11 protein-coding genes are annotated in these 18,557 nt (G+C 41.8%); 7 read left to right on the forward strand and 4 right to left on the reverse strand.

Going from position 1 to position 18,557, the window contains the following annotated elements; translation table 11 throughout:
* Positions 1 to 344: 344 nt before the first annotated feature.
* Positions 345 to 1,895, reverse strand: a complete 1,551-nt coding sequence (locus NWP25_RS10920) for an AAA family ATPase (RefSeq protein ID WP_280699375.1) — start codon at positions 1,893 to 1,895, stop codon at positions 345 to 347.
* A 665-nt stretch (positions 1,896 to 2,560) separates the two neighbouring features.
* Between NWP25_RS10920 and NWP25_RS10925 the strand changes: the two genes are divergently transcribed.
* The 3 genes from NWP25_RS10925 to NWP25_RS10935 all read left to right on the forward strand — a co-directional run bounded on the left by NWP25_RS10925 (position 2,561) and on the right by NWP25_RS10935 (position 8,097).
* Complete coding sequence (locus NWP25_RS10925; RefSeq protein WP_280699377.1) at positions 2,561 to 3,340, forward strand: peptidylprolyl isomerase; 780 nt, start codon at positions 2,561 to 2,563, stop codon at positions 3,338 to 3,340.
* 69 nt (positions 3,341 to 3,409) lie between these two features.
* Positions 3,410 to 6,412, forward strand: coding sequence for a peptidase domain-containing ABC transporter (locus tag NWP25_RS10930; RefSeq protein ID WP_280699378.1), 3,003 nt, complete (start codon positions 3,410 to 3,412; stop codon positions 6,410 to 6,412).
* A 119-nt stretch (positions 6,413 to 6,531) separates the two neighbouring features.
* Positions 6,532 to 8,097 (forward strand): HlyD family efflux transporter periplasmic adaptor subunit, encoded by a 1,566-nt coding sequence (locus NWP25_RS10935; protein ID WP_280650390.1) that lies wholly within the window; start codon positions 6,532 to 6,534, stop codon positions 8,095 to 8,097.
* 58 nt (positions 8,098 to 8,155) lie between these two features.
* On the opposite strand, the gene NWP25_RS10940 is transcribed toward NWP25_RS10935, so the two are convergent.
* The 3 genes from NWP25_RS10940 to lepA all read right to left on the reverse strand — a co-directional run bounded on the left by NWP25_RS10940 (position 8,156) and on the right by lepA (position 12,884).
* A complete protein-coding gene (locus tag NWP25_RS10940) occupies positions 8,156 to 10,390 on the reverse strand; it encodes a glycoside hydrolase (RefSeq protein ID WP_280650391.1) in 2,235 nt (744 codons plus the stop codon).
* A gap of 98 nt (positions 10,391 to 10,488) precedes the next feature.
* Positions 10,489 to 10,719: a NifU family protein gene (locus NWP25_RS10945; protein ID WP_280650392.1), complete on the reverse strand. Its 231-nt coding sequence runs from the start codon at positions 10,717 to 10,719 to the stop codon at positions 10,489 to 10,491.
* Between the two features lie 353 nt (positions 10,720 to 11,072).
* On the reverse strand, positions 11,073 to 12,884 hold the full coding sequence (gene lepA, locus NWP25_RS10950; RefSeq protein ID WP_280650393.1) for a translation elongation factor 4: 1,812 nt from the start codon (positions 12,882 to 12,884) through the stop codon (positions 11,073 to 11,075).
* A 554-nt stretch (positions 12,885 to 13,438) separates the two neighbouring features.
* Here lepA and NWP25_RS10955 point away from each other — a divergent pair.
* The 4 genes from NWP25_RS10955 to NWP25_RS10970 all read left to right on the forward strand — a co-directional run bounded on the left by NWP25_RS10955 (position 13,439) and on the right by NWP25_RS10970 (position 18,501).
* Complete coding sequence (locus NWP25_RS10955; RefSeq protein ID WP_280650394.1) at positions 13,439 to 13,675, forward strand: hypothetical protein; 237 nt, start codon at positions 13,439 to 13,441, stop codon at positions 13,673 to 13,675.
* Positions 13,676 to 13,996: 321 nt separating this feature from the next.
* Positions 13,997 to 15,766 carry an ATP-binding protein gene (locus tag NWP25_RS10960; protein WP_280650395.1) on the forward strand — a complete coding sequence of 590 codons (1,770 nt, stop codon included), beginning with the start codon at positions 13,997 to 13,999 and terminating at the stop codon, positions 15,764 to 15,766.
* A gap of 350 nt (positions 15,767 to 16,116) precedes the next feature.
* Positions 16,117 to 17,307: a glycosyltransferase family 4 protein gene (locus NWP25_RS10965; RefSeq protein ID WP_280650396.1), complete on the forward strand. Its 1,191-nt coding sequence runs from the start codon at positions 16,117 to 16,119 to the stop codon at positions 17,305 to 17,307.
* Between the two features lie 162 nt (positions 17,308 to 17,469).
* Positions 17,470 to 18,501 carry a cyanophycinase gene (locus NWP25_RS10970; protein ID WP_280656503.1) on the forward strand — a complete coding sequence of 344 codons (1,032 nt, stop codon included), beginning with the start codon at positions 17,470 to 17,472 and terminating at the stop codon, positions 18,499 to 18,501.
* Positions 18,502 to 18,557 lie beyond the last annotated feature (56 nt).

Below are 18,557 nucleotides of genomic sequence, written 5' to 3' on the forward strand. Positions count from 1 at the left end.
GTGAGAGATTAATTGACGGTGCAATATCCCCTGATGCTACCAGGGACTTAACCCAGATACAAGCACATTTAACTCAGTTCAGCACTGTAATATAGATATGTTTTGAATGTTGACGGTTGACTGTTGATGGGTCAGGGTTTAAGAGCTACAACCACCGGGAGCCGTGGGTTTCTAACCCATGGCTCAAAGCTAAAGTCGCATGAATCCCACTGGGTGTTGAATATAAGTTTATAAATTATGTAACCTACCACTCGCTATCAGACTGTTAATTTATTCCCCGTCTGTCTGGGTGTTGATGGTCTGACATCTTCCCAGTCAACAGTTAACTGTCAACAAATCCAAATCTACCCCCGAATGACTGTAATATTTCTGGACTGGGGACTTAAGGCTATTTCCGTGGTGGTTCTCTCACTAATGGGGGGTAAATCAGGGCGACGGTCAAATATGATTAACCATCCTGTATCTAAATTTAAACCTGATAAATACTTATCTAGCTGTGTTAATCCTTGGGGTAAGGGGTCGGCTTTACCTTGTTTCCATACCTTTAATTCCATCCCTAACACTACATCCCCATAACGCAGACATATATCCATCCTCCCGGAGCCTATGGTGTATTCCCGTTCTAAGCTACCACCACCATTAACCACACGGTGTAAAAATGCCATTAATACTAAATGAGGAGCAATTTCTGGGTAAGGGGTACTTTTAAATAATGGTTCTCCATGTTGTCGCCAAAAGTCTAAGAATAAGTCTAATAATTTTTCTGGGATTAATTCACCATTAGGACTCAACCATTGAGGTTCAATCACCCCTAGGGACATAATGGATGTATAGGCTAAAACTTTAGGTAAAACTTCTCTATATATGGGGTTGGCAATTTCTAAACCTCTAATGGAATGATAGCGACACAATCCTAAATCTAGGACAAAACGAATATCATCATTAGGCACATCTGGTAATTCTTCACCGGCTAACATGGGTTGAATAATTGCTTTTACCCTATCTTCCCGCAGTCGTTCTGCTAAACTATCTAAGTGGGTGTCTTGCCTTTGAATTAGTATATCTTTGGCTTCATTGATTAAGTCTACTGTAATGGGGATATTTACATCTTCTGCTAAATATTCTGTAACTTGACGGGCGATGGCGTTGACTAACCAAGGTTGACCTTGGGTTAAATAGTAGGCGTGGTTAATGGCTTGGGGGGTAAAGATTTGCCCTGTGGCTACGGTGTGTTGTTGGTAGAGACTTGTCACATCTTCCAAAGTAAAATTACTTAAGGTTATAGATTCTACCTTGATGTTAAAGGGGCTAGAGGTATTTAATCTATCAGTACCGCCGGAGGATACCTTATAATCTCTCACATCCCGCATCCCAATTAAGGCTACACATTGGGGGAAACCCTGGGGGCGACGGGGGAAACCATCCCTTAATTGCCTTAAGACAGTAATTAAAGTTTGATTTTGCAGAGAGTCAATTTCATCAATAAACACCACTAGGGGGCGCACAGAAGTTTCTGCCCAAGATTTGAGGAAAGAGCCAATACGTTGAGGTGGATTACCATTAGTTAAAAAAGGTGGTTGTAATTCTGTTGGTAGCCAAAAGTCAATAGCATCTTGCCAAGCATCTAAAATTCTTCTTTCTGCTACTTCTGGCTGATGGGGAAAAGCAGAGCCTACCTCTGCGGATACCATGACGGCGGTGTACTTACCACTGGCTGTTAATTCCTGTGCTAGGGCGAGCATGGCAGTGGTTTTACCTGTTTGTCTGGGTGCATGGATAACAAAGTAATTGCGCTGCTCAATCAGGCGTTTTAACTCTGGTAAGCGTTCACTGGTGGATAGGGTGTAGTGTATATCTAGTTGACAAGGGCCTGCGGTGTTAAACCATTTAGTCATAAAAGTTTAAGTATAGGTTGATTTGATTATAAGTTCTATGATTGTTGACGGTTGACTGTTGACTGTTGACTGTTGAGGGGGGTTAGAAACCCTATATAAAGGCTTAAATTGTAGAAATATTATGAATCCGAATTATAAGGATATTGGTGTCAGTGATGTTCGGGGGGGGTGATCATAAAATCTACTGGACACAGGTATTCGGTAGACGTTAATTAATATCTTGACACTCCCCATGCCTAGAAGGCATGGAATTCTTAAACAGTCCACAGAAGAACTGTCATAGGTTGTGAGTGCAGCAAATTCCTCACCGTGAGGACTTGCTACCTACGCATTAATGGAACTTTGCTTGGCTTAATCAGTACCATTGTCTCAGTAAGGATTATGAGGGTCTCCCTGAAATGAGTGAAGCGGCTATATGTGCCGTTATCAGTAGGATTTCGTTGTCTAAAGATTTACTTTATGAATAGTCTCTTAGTACTATGTAAAGAAGCGGTTATATTTGCCAAAAATTTGCTGTATTGATATATACTTGTATAGTTGTGTTAAAGTTGGGAGTTATGATACATCTGCCATGTGGATAAATTTAACCAAACAATAACCTATGAGTAATACAATGTCCTTACTTGCTACACCGTGGTTTTGAAAATACTTGTTAATAAAGTGATATGACAGCAGTTATACAACCGGGCAATATTTGGCAACAAGTTGCGACTAATCTCACAAAGTTATCATCAGCAGAGATTTTGCAATTGCTGGAAGAATACCAAATGTTGCCAGCGCTAATCAAAGAAATGGTACTCGACCAAGCGATCGCTCCAATTTCTTGTACAGCAGAAGAGGGGAAAGTTGCTTGTGAACAACTGGCCCAACATTATCAAATCACCTCTGATGAAGCGCGTCACCGCTGGCTTAAGCAAAATCAGATGAGTGAGCAAAAATTTACGGCCATAGCTATCCGCCAATTTAAAATCGAAAAATTCAAGCGCCTGACCTGGGGAGACGATTTAGAGTCTTATTTTTCACAGCGCAAACCCCAATTAGATCGAGTAGTGTATTCTTTGATCAGAACTAATGACATTGGTATTGCTCAGGAAATTTACTTCCGGTTACAAGCAGAAGAACAAAGTTTTGGCGAATTAGCACGGGAGTATTCTCAAGGCTCAGAGGCACAAACAAATGGCTTAGTTGGCCCGGTGGAATTGCAAAGCATCCATCCAGTTTTGGCAAAACTATTGTCTACTAGCCAGCCGCAGCAACTATTACCGCCAACTCAATTAGAAAACTGGATAGTAATACTCCGGCTAGAGAAGTTGTTGCTAGTACAGTTAGACAACGCCTTACGTCACAGGTTGCTGAATGAACTTTTTAATAATTGGCTACAAGCACAGATGGCAGCCCATAATAACTTAGTTCAACAATTAGAAAACGCGACAGTTAATGCATAATAGTCAAAGTATAAACCTATTTTTTTAGGTTGTAGTTGTGGATACACTTTTACACATACCTATCCGGGAATGACTTATATTAACAGTTCCTTTCAAGCATTTATTAGCAACTTAGAAGGGTTTAAAGAGCTACCCACTGAAGAGATAACTGAGATCTCCAAAAAACTACAAGCTTGGCGCTACCGTATAGGCCAGAAAATAATTGGCAAAGATAAACTGCCCGAACAAATTACAATTATTTACGAAGGAAAAGTACGTTTGTTGGGATATCATCCCCAAACACAAATACCTACCACATTAAAATTGTTGAATCCAGGGGAAATCCTGGGTGAGATTAGTATATTACGGGACATTGCCTGTGAAACTGCCATCGCTTCTAATGAAGTTATCTGTCTGAGCTTGAGTAAAACGGAGTACTTACGCCTCCTGGCTTCCTACCCAGACTTTGCTAATGCGCGCTCCAACCGGGGTCATTTAATAGAGGTGTTTGATGTTCTGAGTTCACAAATTGAAAAGCAAGCCAACGCAGTTTCTAATCTCACAGAAGTTGTTCAACACGCTTTATCCAAAGCACAAGTACATTACCTAAAACCAGGAATCACCCCAGTCAACCAACTAGATGGTGAAAATATCTGGTTTGTCAGTGGTGGTGGTTCAGTCAGCAAATTCTCTCCTGGTTCGCGTTTAGAACTAGGTGACAGACTGGAAGTTAAGGGTAAAAATCTCGCGCGTTTGATTGGTTTATTTCCTGGGGACTTATCATTTTTAAATGGTCATCAGGGACAAAATCCCATTTACAATGACCAACCATCCATCACCGATAATGTAGAGATTCCATACGCCCAAGAGCAAGAAATTCCTCAGTCCGAATCATCTCCACAGAGAAAGAGAAGTAGAAAAAAACGTCAAAACTACCCATTTGTTGGCGGTAAAGGGGAAATTAATACCATTTTCGCCTGTTTTCAAATGCTCTCGCGACACCTACACATCCCCTTTCGTCGGGAGGTGATTCGTCGCATCTTAAATGAGCAACTCAAACGCCAAGGTAGTATATCTTTTCCGGCTTGTGCTTACGTAGCCGAGTTAATCGGACTGAAATCCCAACTAGTAGACTTACCTGTTGGTGCAATTACGCGCATTCCTACACCAGCAATAATTCATTATCTTGATAGTTATGCTGTTTTGTATGAAATAGACGCTCATCACGTTGTTGCAGGTGTACCAACCCAAGGAATTATACGTTGCAAACCTGCTCAATTTGTAGAGCAATTAAATGTTGATAAAAACAATTTACCTTCTCTGGTAAAAGTTTTGTTGCTGACGACTACTAAGGAAACACCTCAAGAACGCTTTGGTATACAGTGGTTTCTTCCTTACCTTTCCAGATATCAGCGAGTTCTGATAGAAGTTTTTATTGCTTCGTTTTTCGTCCAGTTAGCCCAGCTAGCTAATCCCTTAGTCATTCAGTTAATTATCGACAAAGTTATAGTTCAAAATAGTATTAGTACCTTGAATGTTTTAGGTATTTTGCTATTAGTAGTAGGCATATTTGAAGCACTACTAACTACGTTAAGAACTTACTTGTTTGTCGATACCACTAACCGCATTGATATGGGTTTGGGGTCGCAAATTATTGATCACTTACTACGTCTACCACTGCGGTATTTTGAACGCCGACCTGTAGGTGAACTTGCCACTCGCGTCAACGAATTAGAGAATATACGTCAGTTTCTGACTGGTACTGCCTTAACAGTGGTATTAGATGCCATATTTTCGATAATTTATATTATCGTCATGCTGTTTTATAGTTGGCAGTTAACCTTGGTAGGTTTAGGGACGATTCCTATATTTGTAATTCTCACCTTAATTGCTTCTCCCACTATTAGCAAACAGCTACGCACCAAAGCTGAACGCAATGCCCACACTCAATCTTATTTAGTTGAGGTAATGTCGGGTATTCAAACAGTGAAAGCGCAAAATATTGAATTGCAATCCCGTTGTTCTTGGCAAGAGCGTTATGCTCGGTATGTGGCTGCTGGTTTTAAAACCGTTATCACCTCGACCCTCGCCAATTCCACTAGCAGTTTTCTCAACAAACTCAGTGCATTGTTAGTGTTATGGTTAGGTTCTTATTTAGTTCTACAAGGAGAATTAACCCTAGGTGAATTAATTGCTTTTAGAATTATTTCTGGTTACGTTACTAGCCCAATATTGCGTTTAGCTCAACTCTGGCAAAACTTCCAAGAAACTGCTTTATCTCTAGAGCGCTTGAGCGACATTGTTGATACACCGCAAGAAGCAGAAATAGACCGGGAAAATATTCCTTTACCAGCCATTTCTGGAAGCGTAAAATTTGAAAATGTTTCCTTCCGATTTGCTACCAACGGACCGTTACAACTTTCTAGTGTGAATGTCGATATTCCATCAGGAAAATTCGTTGGCATTGTCGGAGAAAGTGGTTCAGGTAAAAGTACGATGATGAAGTTACTGCTGAGACTGTACGAAGTGGAGTCTGGCAGAATCTTGATCGATGGTTATGATATTGCCAAGGTAGAACTTTATTCTCTGCGACGACAAGTGGGTGTAGTTCCCCAAGAAACGCTGTTGTTTGATGGTACTGTTCAGGAAAATATTGCCCTCACCAACCCCGATGCGACAACTGACGAAATTATTGCAGCAGCTCGTGTTGCAGTGGCTCATGATTTTATTATGTCCTTACCCAACGGTTACAACACAAGGGTGGGAGAACGGGGGGCTGGGCTTTCCGGTGGACAAAGACAAAGAATTGCCATTGCTCGTTCTATTTTACAGCGACCAAAATTATTAGTTTTAGACGAAGCAACAAGCGCTCTAGATTATCCCACCGAGCGACAAGTTTGTTTAAATTTAGCTAAAGCCTTTGAAGGTAACACAGTTTTCTTTATTACCCACCGCCTCAACACTGTGAGTCATGCAGATACGATTATCGTCATGGATAACGGTAGGGTTATAGAGCAAGGAAGCCATCAAGAATTAATGGCTGCTAAAGGTCATTATTTTTATCTTTATCAGCAACAGGAAGTGAATTTGTAACTCCATAGTAAAGAGTTCAATAAATCCAGTTGCTTCTTTGGTCTGTGACTATCAAAAGTCTTCTCACACATCTGACTGGGGCTGTATTCACAATTTTTTCACCAACCTATCAAATTACCATGATTCAACTGAATGGCAATGGCAACGGTAAGCATAACAACGGTGTGAACGCTGATTCATCAGTGCTCACATCTCCAACTAAGGCTACTAATCATGCTTTAGCAAATGCTGAGTATACTAATTTTGAACAATCAGTTATATTACGCCAATCTCCAATTTGGTCACGCACAATTATGCTGACCTTAATAGGGCTGGCTTGTTTTGGAATTACTTGGGCTTATTTCGCCAAAATTGAGCAAGTAGTTCCTGCTACAGGTCAACTCAAGCCTGAAGGGACAGTTAAAGAAATTCAAGCTCCTGTGACTGGAGTAGTCAAATTTGTTCATGTCAAAGATGGAGAACAAGTTAAGCCAGGAGATTTGCTGCTGACTTTTGAAACCGTTGCTACCGTTGCTGAATTGGGTGCTTTGAGAAAGATTCGCACGGCCTTAATGGAAGAAAATCAAACTTATCGTCGGTTAATGGCAAATAGCTCTACAACAGCAGGTGAGTTAGAATTTTTGCGCGGTAAATTACCATTAGATGCTGGGTTTCTGTTGAAAAATAGGATAGCTTTAGTTAAAGAAAATGAATTGTTACGCGCTGAATTGAGAAACTTTAACACGGGTGCAGCTTTAGGAGTTGATGAACAACAACGTCTAGAATTTGCTCAAAAAGAATTAGATTCCCGATCTGCTACAGCCAGGTTACAAGTAGAGCAAACTAAAAAGGAACTGGCTCAAATCAAAGTCAGAAAGAATGATACTAAATCTGGTTTAGCTATCCAAAAAGGTATTCTAGATAAAATCAAAGTGTTGGCAGAAGAAGGTGGTATTTCCCAGCTTCAGTATCTTAATCAACAACAAGAGGTGCAAACTCTCAAAGCCACCATAGAGCAATTAGAGGAAGAAGAAAAGCGTTTACAGTTCGCAATTGAACAAGGAGATGAAGAGCTGAAAAATTCCTTGGCTAGTTCCAGTAAAAATGTCTTAGAAAAAATAGCTGAACACAAAAAACGTATTGCTGAAATTGATAGCCAGCTGATGAAAATTGTTCTAGACAATGAACAAAGATTGGCAGATATAAATAGTAAAATTTCTCAAGCTCAGTTAAACTTTCAATATCAAGAACTACGGGCTCCTGTGTCGGGAACAATATTTGACTTACAAGCAAAATATCCTGGTTTTGTAGCAAATATTGGTCAAAAGGTCTTACAAATTGTACCTGATGATAAATTTATTGCCGAGGTTTTTATTACAAATAAAGATATTGGCTTTGTGGAAGAAGGAATGGCAACGGATGTAAGAATTGACTCTTTTCCCTTTAGCCAATTTGGGGATATTAAAGGAAAAGTAATTAGCATCGGCTCAGACGCGTTACCACCAGACCAAACACATCAGTTTTATAGATTTCCCGCCAGAATTGGTTTAGATAAACAACATTTAGATATTCAAGGCAGAAAAATCTCCTTACAGTCAGGAATGTCTATTGTGGCTAATATTAAGGTGCGTGAAGAACGTTCAGTTATGAGTCTATTCACGGAAATGTTTACTAAACAAGTGGAAAGCTTGAAAGAAGTACGTTAATTATTTGAGGGCTTTAGCCCTCAAATTCCGGCAAAAATCAACTCATCAATGGTGAGATTCACGGCACATCAATGGGAATCAACCCGTTTTCTGGCAAATAGTCGCGGAAACGTCCTTCATCCCCTAGGACTAAAACCAGGTGCAGGGAATAGTCTGGGGAAATTTGCAAATCAGCCCAGGGTACTGCAACTTCTAAACAATTGTCTAAAGCGACTTGGGCCCGGCTAAAGCGGGAATACCATTGATAATTTTCTCCAGCTTCATGAAACTGAATGGATTGGGTACGTAAATTAATTTCCAAATGGTGGTGGTAGAGGTAATTAAGTGGGGGAATATCTGGCACATCTGCCATGGGAATAGAGCTATTGTGCATTGTCCTATGGGGATAGAACCACAACAAGTTCAACTCTTCAGGTAAATCTCGTTGTGCAAGGACACCATTTTTGAAGTCCACCCGCAGATAGAAATTGAGGTGATCTACCCCATACCAAAGTCTTTGAATCACACTGTTGTTGTGCATAGTTCCCCGGGCTCCACCAATCTCTATACGTCCGGCTCTGTCCCAGTCTTGTTCATCACCTTTACCATCAATGACTGGATGAATAAACCCTTCTGGCCTGTGGTCAGTTCGTGCTTCGTGAACTTCTAGTGGTTGGTGGAGATAAAAAGGTGCTGGTTCATTTAAGGCTTTGTAAATTCCCAACAGGTGTTCTCGAAATAGTTGGTCGAACACAGCATCCTGATTGGAAGAATGACCTTCGCCAAACCACCAGAACCAATCGGAACCTTCGGCGGCGTATAAAGCTTCCCATGCTTGTGGGTTGTTTTCTTCTGTGGCTTCGGGATGTTTAGCTAGTGTTTCTCGAGCGTGGGTTAGGTAGTCCCAAGCGCGATTTTTCACTGGGTCGCCAATCCAAGTGGTGAAATTACCATCTACCCAAGAACCACTATGTAGCTGTGCTTGGGGTATAGTTGCAGTGGGGGGGAATTGTTGGAGAAATTCTGAGACGGTAACGAGTTTGAGATGGGGTTCGTTGCTTAAGGTTTGATACAACGCTTCTAAGAAAGGTTTACCGTCTTGGGGATAAAATTCCCAACAGTTTTCCCCGTCTAATGCAATGGTGACTAACCAAGGTGTTTCGCTGTGGCTTTCTCTTTGCATCTTGGCGATGGCTTGCAGATGTCCTACTAGTTCCGCTGCTGCTTGTTTTGGGGCCATTGACCCGTAGGTAAAACCAATCAAATCTGATAATCTGTGGTCTCGAAAGACAATTGCCAAATCACCTGCGGGAGTTTCTAAGCGATAAGGTCTGTATAATAATTCTGGTTGCTGGACGTTTCCGGCTCCATCCCGGTGAAAAAAGTGTTTTAGTGACCAACCCAGCACCGCTTCATCTGAGCAAATCCACTGAAAACCTTGTTTAATAATATATGGCAGAATTTCCGGGCTGACTGATTGTTCTGAAGGCCATAAACCCCGTGGTTCTTGCCCAAAACGCTCTGTATATAAATCCCAGGCCTTACTCAAGTGCCGGGGAATATCTTCCACCCATTGGAACCGACGCTGGGGTAGTTTTATTCCGGGTACTGCTACTTGGCCAGAGTTGGTGTCAGCCAGGAGGGGCAAAATTGGGTGAGTGTAGGGGGTGGTGGTGATTTCTAGCTGCCCGGCTGCTTGCATTTTCCGGTGTTGGGGAATAATCTGACTGAGAATTTCCCGCTGTTTCCCATATATGCGCTGGCGATGGCTTAAAGTAAAATTTCGACCTTGCTTTAACCAAGCTGCAATTTCTGGGTCTGCCCAAAATAGAGGGTCAATCCACGCCAAATTGTGCCAAGCCAGTAAGTCGCTGTAATCAGACAATTGCCAATTAGCCAAACACCAGGCTTGCCCTTTTTCCTGTCTTTGGTAGTATAACTCAGCGTAGCGGGGATGGGGGTCAATTAAAGTGTGGTGATTGGCATCAAAAAAGTGTTGGACAATAAATTCTCGTTGTTCCTGAGTTATTTGTTCATCGGGGGTCAAACTAGCTGTGAGGTAGGGGTCAAAGGCAGTGCCTGCAATGTAATCTTCCAGTTGTAATATTAGGGATGGTACTAAATTTACGGTTTGGTGTAACTTCGGATACTTTTCCAGAATTAATATTAAATCTAAATAATCTTTGGTTCCATGCAACCGTACCCAAGGTAGGTGGTAGTGCTGACTGGTAGAAAGGGAAACGCCGCTGTTAGGGGACTTGTACAGCGGCTGGTGTTGATGCCAGATGAAAGCAACGTGTAAGGGATAAGACATGGTGAATAATGGAAAATGGAAAATGGAGAATGAAACATGGAGGATGGGAAATGGGGTGTTTATTCCCGTTGTTTCTCATCACTCCATCAGCCTAATCGCTAGATTACTTGCTCAATTTCAGCGATTTCAGGAATAATTTCCTTGAGGCGACGTTCAATACCCATTCTCAAGGTCATGGCAGAACTGGGACAAGAACCACAAGCACCTTGTAACCGCAGTTTCACAATTGGCCCATCCAGTTCTACAAGTTCCACGTTTCCCCCGTCAGACATTAGGTAAGGGCGCATTTCATCTAAGACTGATTCAACATTTTCAACTGTCAGTTCCATTGTTTGACACCTCTTTGGCTAGTGGAATTTTAATTTCACAGTTTGGTAACTCAATTTTAGATATATTACGATACTTTTTCGCTAATATTTGTTGACAAATACACTCAGGAAGTACAGGACTAGGAACCAATGCACCCAGGAAAATTCCTCGGGCATTATCTCACGTATTATCTCACGTATTATTTAGATTCTGGTTGATCATCAGCCCATGGGTTGGTGAGTTGACCAATTTATTTCTACCAATTATTTCTACCGAAATTGTGAATTATGTTCCCCTAGGCTACAACACTTTAGCCCACTTCCTCCCAATAATTGAAAATCCCCGTACTTTTCAGCCGGGGAGAAATCAATATTTAGCTTTGATCTAAACGCAGTACTGCCATAAAAGCTTCTTGGGGTACATCCACTGTCCCGACGGCTTTCATCCGCTTTTTACCTTTTGCCTGTTTTTGTAAAAGTTTTTTCTTGCGGCTGATGTCACCACCATAACACTTAGCTAGTACGTCTTTCCGCAAAGCTGGGATGTGTTCACTGGCTATAATTTTACTGCCGATTGCTGCTTGAATTGGTACTTTAAATTGATGGCGAGGAATGAGTTCTTTGAGTTTTTCCGCCATTGACCTTCCGACGTTATAAGCTTTGTCTCGGTGAACGATCATGGCTAGGGAATCAACGGGATCACCGTTAATCATGATATCCAGCCTTACCAAGGGATTTTCACGGTAGCCGATGAGATGATATTCCATACTGGCATAACCGCGCGATCGCGACTTCATCTGATCAAAAAAGTCGGTGACCACTTCCGCCAAGGGTAACTCATAAGTGAGTGTGGTACGTCCTTGGGCGAGATATTTCATATCTTTGAAAATACCACGCCGATTTTGGGACAATTCCATCAATGTGCCTACGTAAGTTTCTGGTGTAATCATTTCTACTTGCACGTAGGGCTCTTCAATTTTTTCCCGTTCGTTGGGAGCTGGTAAATGACTGGGATTATCTATAAACAGTTCTTCACCTTTGTTAGTAATTACACGATAAACTACAGAAGGTGCTGTAATAATTAAATCCAGGTTATACTCTCGTTCTAAACGTTCCTGGACAATTTCCATGTGCAGTAACCCCAAGAACCCACAACGGAACCCAAAACCCATGGCACTAGAGGTTTCTGGTTCGTATTGTAAAGCTGCATCGTTGAGTCCCAGCTTTTCTAAAGCTTCCCGCAGGTCTTCAAATTGGTCAGCATCGATGGGGAACATTCCACAAAATACCATTGGATTGGCTTCTGTGTAACCAGGTAGGGGGGCTAGGGCTTTGGCTTTAGACAAGGTAACGGTGTCTCCTACCCGGGCATCGGCCACAGTTTTAATTGCTGCTGCCAGGTAGCCTACTTCTCCGGCGTGGAGTTCTTCCACTTGCATTTCTGTGGGAGAAAGCACCCCTAACTCGTCAATGACGTATTCTTTGCCAGATGCCATTAAATAAATGCGATCGCCTTTTTTAATACTGCCATCCATGACCCGAAAATAGACGATAACCCCCCGATAGCTGTCGTAATAGCTATCAAAAATCAATGCTCGTAAGGGTTCATTGATGGTATTTTTTGGTGGTGGTATGCGCTCTACCACTGCGGCTAAAATTTCATCAATGCCAATGCCCTCTTTAGCAGAAGCCAGAATAGCACCGCTACAATCTAAACCGATAATTTCTTCGATTTCGCTAATTACCCGTTCTGGTTCTGCCCCTGGCAAATCGATTTTGTTTAAAACCGGGATAATTTCTAAGTCATGTTCCAAAGCCAAATAAAGATTGGCTAAAGTTTGGGCTTCTACACCTTGAGAGGCATCTACTACTAATAGCGCCCCTTCACAAGCTACCAGACTGCGGGACACTTCATAGGAAAAGTCTACGTGACCAGGAGTATCAATTAAATTCAATACGTACTGCTGACCATCTTTGGCCTTGTAGTTCATCCGGGCAGCTTGCAGCTTAATGGTAATGCCGCGCTCCCGTTCAAGATCCATGTTGTCAAGGAATTGTTCCTTCATTTTGCGCTCATCCACAGTGCCAGTGACTTGTAGTAAGCGATCAGCGAGGGTAGATTTCCCGTGGTCAATGTGAGCAATAATACAGAAATTGCGAATACGATCTGCGGGAACGTCAGTCATAAACTATCTTTGCTGAAGCAGCAATCAAGGTTAAAGAAGAAATTTACTTTATATATTTTAATGCTTTCTTAGCCAAGGATCTGTTGCATTAGAGTTAATGGATTTGGGATTTGAGATTTCACCCCCAAGAGATGGACTTAACAATTTCTCTGCCATCCACCCCCACCGGGCTTTGCTGGCTTTTGTTCAGGAGTCGGGGATTTTAGATTTAGAAAAAAAATATCTATATAAAGTCTATTTTACATGATGGGATTAACCAATCAAAAGCGTACAATAAATATATGTAAGTAAATAATGTAGATGTCGTGGATTGTTACACTTTGTAACTGCCTAGAACTACTGACTTACGGAAACCAATTCTGCATCTGTTGTCTAGTGAGTTTGATGACCTTTACCATTTAAAACCAAATGTTGTTAGTTTGGTGTGGGTTTGGGAGCCTATGTAATTGTGCAGTGAACTTGCACCTTAACCATAGTCAGTCAACTTACCTGAATGGTAAATAATCAATCCAGGACAAAGCTTTAGACGCAAAAATCTCTGAGTATATAAACCTATGAATATGAAAGAGAAAGCTACCGAACCGGAACCAAGACGAGCCGATAAGGTAGAAATGGCTGTTCGCCTCGACCCGGATTTAGTAGAACAAATTCAGCACTTAACCAATGATCCCAGTAAAGTGATTGAAGTGGCCATTCGTCAATGGCTGCGAGGTGAAGTTCCTAGAGATGACGAACTGACACGCACTCCCCGTCGCATACCTGTTCCACCCCGTGGGGAATGGAATGATTGAGGCGAAAGGATGATACCCAGTTTTTAGTCTTTAGTTAACCACACCCACCGGGGATATGGTTTAAACCGAGTCGTTAGTTATGAATTTTTATGTCCACCATAGCTAGCGCAGGCGGGGGTATGGGATCTCAACAACTAATGACTGGTAAGTAATTAGTCGATTAACAAGGTGCAAATAGAACATGAAAAAAAGCCATCAAAAAACGCCAAAATCTTCAATGTAACAATGCCAAAGCTGTAATGGTTTCCGCCAATTTTCAATTTTTTTGAGCGGCTTTAGCCAAGCCACTTTGAGTTGCCATTTGTCTATCCAACTCGATTCATGACTATTAGTGCTAACTCCCAATTGCCCAACATATTTCCCCAAAATCTGGAATATACCACTAATGAAACCGATGGCTCCCTGCCAAATGTCGGTTCCGAATTGGTGTACACCCAAGATGGGACGGGACGCTACCTGACATTTTATTGGCAGCATAGCGAATTGTTGGGGTTAAACCCCAAGCAAATAGTAAATGAGTGCAATGAGGAAGAAATTTTTGTCCCTGTAGATAATGGTGCTTATTTGGAACGATTGCGCCGGATTTTAAATAATTTGCTCCCGGAAAAGTTTCAATGCTGGTTTAGCTACCGCCAAGAGTTGTTCGAGTTGGATCTGGTAATTTGCCCGATGATGCCGTCACTAGGAACCCCCGCTACTACAGTTTTGGTGATGGGACGGTTGTTGCAAGTTAAACTTAACAAACAAGGAGTTAAGGCAACACCAGAAAAACTCACACAGCCAGAATCGGCTTTATGTTTACTACGTCACCCAGGACGAAGGCAACAATACCAAAGGCTGGTGAATAAAATTACCAAAAATATTCGGCGGACATTAGATTTAGATGTGATTTGGCAACAAACTGTTGATAGTTTGGGAAAAGCGCTAAGGCTACAGCGTTGCATTATCTGTCCTTACCAGCCTAGTAGTTCTAGAGTCCGGGTCATAGCAGAGTATCACCACCCAAAACGTAACTCCATGCTTGGCTTAGAAATAGATGTAAGTTCTGAGCCAGCTTTTGCTCAAGCATTGGCAACTTTAGAACCAATGGTGATGGAGGTGGAGGTATCAGGGTATAGTCTGTTCCCCCAGGAAAAAATTTTAGTAGTCGCCACATGCCATCAAGACCAAGCCAACGGAGTAATTGCCATTAGTCTTAAAGATGAATTTGAGCCGCTGACAAAAGCAGAACTAGAATTAGCAAAGGAGTTTGCTGATCAGGTGGGTACAGCTATCGCTCATGCCACTTTATACAAAGAACTAGAACTAGCCCGTCAAAAGGCCGAAGAAGCCTCCCGCCTGAAAAGCGAATTTCTGGCTAATGTATCCCATGAAATTCGCACTCCCCTCAATGGCATGATAGGCTTTTTGAAGCTGATTTTAGAGGGTATGGCAGATGATCCTGAGGAACAACGTCAGTTTCTTTTTGAAGCCCATCATTTATCAATACATCTGCTGCATATAATCAACGATATTTTAGATATAGCCAAAATCGAAGCTGGCAAAATGGAGTTAGTTTGTTCTCCAGTTAAAGTAAATGAACTATTTCATGATGTAGAAAATTTTATGCGTCCCCAAGCAGAGTCAAGAAATCTCAGCTTTCATATGCATATGCTTCCTACCTCCGATGAAATAATTGTCCAAGGTAATTACCAACGATTGTTACAAGTTATGCTCAATTTGGCGAATAATGCTATCAAATTTACCGAGGAAGGTGGCATTACCGTCAGTGCTGATTTGGTTTTAAAAAAGACGACATTTCAAGGGCAGCAATTCCCTGGTATGGTGAGGGTGAGAGTAGCTGACACGGGTATTGGTGTTTCTCTAGATAAACAAGACAAACTATTTCAATTATTCTCACAGGTGGATGGTTCCCGCACTCGTCAGTACGGCGGTACAGGTTTGGGACTGGCAATATCCCAAAAGCTCATAGAGGCTATGGGGGGTGAAGTACATTTTTACAGTCTCGGTGAAGGACTTGGTTCAACAGTCACCTTTACAGTACCTCTGTATCAAAAACCAGTCTTGCTTTCTGCTGATGATGACCATTGAAATTATCCAAATTTTGAAGTTAAAATCCCATGGTTTTACTACGGATGGAAGCAGGGAAGGTTAACACATATAATCCACTCACTAACCAAAGAGCGGCTGATGTTGTGGGCAGATGGGATGGTCATTACCTGGCTTATATCCCCACATAACATTCCTATTGGTGGGGACTTAGGCTGATGTTGTTAAAACTATCCTAAAAAGCGGAAAATCTTTTGTCCTCTTTCTATGGTTGTGTTATTTTGGTTTATCGGCTCTATCCAAAAACTGTAGTAAATACAATCACTATAATCACTACAGTGAGCATCTTTGTAGTTTTTTAGATATTTACAGGGTATGGGGGAGTTTAGTCAATGAAAATACTGGTGCTGAGTTGGGAGTTCCCGCCCAGGATAGTTGGCGGAATTTCTCGTCACGTGGCGGAACTATACCCGGAACTGGTGAAGCTGGGACATGACATTCACCTGATTACTGCTGAGTTTGGCCAGGCATCCATGTATGAGATAGTGGAAGGAATCAATGTGCATCGGGTACCAGTACCACATAGTAATGAATTTTTTCATTGGGTAAGTAATCTCAACCAGAGCATGGGAGAACAAGGTGGTAAGTTAATTTTGGAGGAAGAAACTTTTGATTTAATTCATGCCCATGATTGGTTGGTGGGAGATGCAGCAATGGCGTTAAAACATAACTTTAAAATCCCCCTGATTGCTACCATCCACGCCACAGAATACGGACGACACAATGGTATTAAGACTGATATTCAAAGTTATATTCATCACAAAGAATATTTACTGGCTTATAACGCTTGGCGAATTATTGTTTGTACAAATTATATGCGGCGAGAGGTGGAAGAAGCCTTACAAACTCCTGGGGACAAAATAGATGTTATTTACAACGGTATTCGACCAGAAAAGAAACAGCATAATCAAGGCTTTCATGCTCAAGCTTTCCGTCGGCAATTTGCCGCAGACCATGAAAAAATTGTTTATTATGTCGGTCGCATGACTTATGAAAAAGGTATATCTGTATTACTTAATGCCGCCCCTCAAGTTCTCAACTTCATGGGAGAAAATGTAAAATTTGTCATTATTGGTGGTGGAAATACTGAGCATTTCCAGCATCAAGCCAGGAGTTTGGGAATTTCTCACAAGTGTTATTTTACAGGATTTCTCTCTGACACATACTTGGATAAATTCCAAACTATTGCTGACTGTGCTGTGTTTCCCAGTCTTTACGAACCCTTTGGGATTGTGGCTTTAGAAAGTTTTGCCTCTCGGGTTCCTGTTGTGGTGTCAGATACAGGGGGGTTTCCTGAAGTAGTGCAACACACTAAAACAGGTATTGTTACCCAGGCAAATAATGCTGATTCTCTCGCTTGGGGAATTTTACAGGTTTTGCAAAATCCTGGTTATGGCCAATGGTTGATTGATAATGCCTACAACGATTTGGAGCAACGGTTCAACTGGACAAAATTAGCCAGGGAAACAGAAAAGGTATATCAGCGAGTTGTGCAAGAGCGATCGCAAGTTGTCTGGCTTTAAAACACCCTAGTCATAGGGTGAAAACACCAGAATAGCCCAGAGAATTAAAGATTACCCTTGGTTATTGGGGGTAAAAAAACAGTACAACCCCTGTACGCTGGAAATTTCACCCTTTTTGGTGCGACAGTTAGCAATAATTGTGGTTTGCACCAGCAGCTTAGTATGACAAAGGTATTCCCAAGCATAACCAAGTGGTTAAAGACTGTAGCAACCATGTTGATGAAGATGGGAGCCGAAATCATGTCCCGTCTCACAGCATTCCTCAAAACCGACTTTTCAGAAAAAACCCTAGAATTACCTCCCCCTTTACCTAAGTCTTTAGCAGGACCAGTACACATTTTAGGCGGCGGCGGTCTGGATGTGGAAGAAGCCATTCAGTGGATGATTCATGAAGTGAGGGGATCTACTAGCCACACGACCAAGGTTAATGTGATTGTTCTTCGTACCTATGGTAGTAATGATTACAATCGGTTAATTTATAATATGCAGGGGGTGAAATATGTGGAAACTCTTGTCATTAGTAATCGGCAAGATGCAAACAAACCTGAGATTTTGGAAAAAGTCAGAAATGCTGATGTAATTTTTTTTGCTGGCGGCGACCAATGTCAATATATCCGCAGCTGGAAAAACACTAAATTAGAAACTGCCATTGAATCAGTTTATGCCAAAGGCGGTGGCATTGGGGGTACCAGTGCAGGAGCAATGATTCAAAGTGATTACATCTATGATGCTTGTGCTTCTTCTGAAGAAGGAATTGAAACGAGAGCAGCGTTGGAAGATCCTTACCAGGACATTACTTTCACCTATAATTTTTTTCCTTGGAGTCATTTGCGGGGGACTATTATCGACACTCATTTTGATAGACGCAAAAGAATGGGCCGCATAATGGCTTTTATTGCTCGTCAAATTCAGGATGGGGTATCAAAAAGCGTTTTAGGTATAGCTATTAGCGAAGAAACATCCCTTGTGATTGATAAATTTGGTATGGCGAAAGTGATGGGGAAAGGAGCAGCATATTTTGTTCTAGGGGACCATCCACCAGAAGTTTGCAGAGCTAGAACTCCCCTGACTTATTACGACTACAAAATTTGGCGAGTTCCCCGTGGGGACACTTTTAACTTAAGGAATCTACCCACCAGAGGTTATTATCTCAGAAGCGTCAAAGGGGGACGTTTTACCTCAGACCCTTATTAACCATTAATTGGTTCTTGGCAAGTTTTGGTGATGTCCGTTGGGGGAGGGGACTTACA

Source organism: Umezakia ovalisporum Ak1311 (genome assembly GCF_029891685.1).
GTDB classification, from domain to species: domain Bacteria; phylum Cyanobacteriota; class Cyanobacteriia; order Cyanobacteriales; family Nostocaceae; genus Umezakia; species Umezakia ovalisporum.

Bases quoted from the DNA above. Each gene is read 5' to 3' on its own strand.
- NWP25_RS10925 (WP_280699377.1), top strand. From the start codon at position 2,561: ATGACAGCAGTTATACAACCGGGCAATATTTGGCAACAAGTTGCGACT.
- NWP25_RS10935 (WP_280650390.1), top strand. From the start codon at position 6,532: ATGATTCAACTGAATGGCAATGGCAACGGTAAGCATAACAACGGTGTG.
- NWP25_RS10945 (WP_280650392.1), bottom strand. From the start codon at position 10,719: ATGGAACTGACAGTTGAAAATGTTGAATCAGTCTTAGATGAAATGCGC.
- lepA (WP_280650393.1), bottom strand. From the start codon at position 12,884: ATGACTGACGTTCCCGCAGATCGTATTCGCAATTTCTGTATTATTGCT.
- NWP25_RS10920 (WP_280699375.1), bottom strand. From the start codon at position 1,895: ATGACTAAATGGTTTAACACCGCAGGCCCTTGTCAACTAGATATACAC.
- NWP25_RS10960 (WP_280650395.1), top strand. From the start codon at position 13,997: ATGACTATTAGTGCTAACTCCCAATTGCCCAACATATTTCCCCAAAAT.
- NWP25_RS10965 (WP_280650396.1), top strand. From the start codon at position 16,117: ATGAAAATACTGGTGCTGAGTTGGGAGTTCCCGCCCAGGATAGTTGGC.
- NWP25_RS10970 (WP_280656503.1), top strand. From the start codon at position 17,470: ATGACAAAGGTATTCCCAAGCATAACCAAGTGGTTAAAGACTGTAGCA.
- NWP25_RS10930 (WP_280699378.1), top strand. From the start codon at position 3,410: ATGACTTATATTAACAGTTCCTTTCAAGCATTTATTAGCAACTTAGAA.
- NWP25_RS10955 (WP_280650394.1), top strand. From the start codon at position 13,439: ATGAATATGAAAGAGAAAGCTACCGAACCGGAACCAAGACGAGCCGAT.
- NWP25_RS10940 (WP_280650391.1), bottom strand. From the start codon at position 10,390: ATGTCTTATCCCTTACACGTTGCTTTCATCTGGCATCAACACCAGCCG.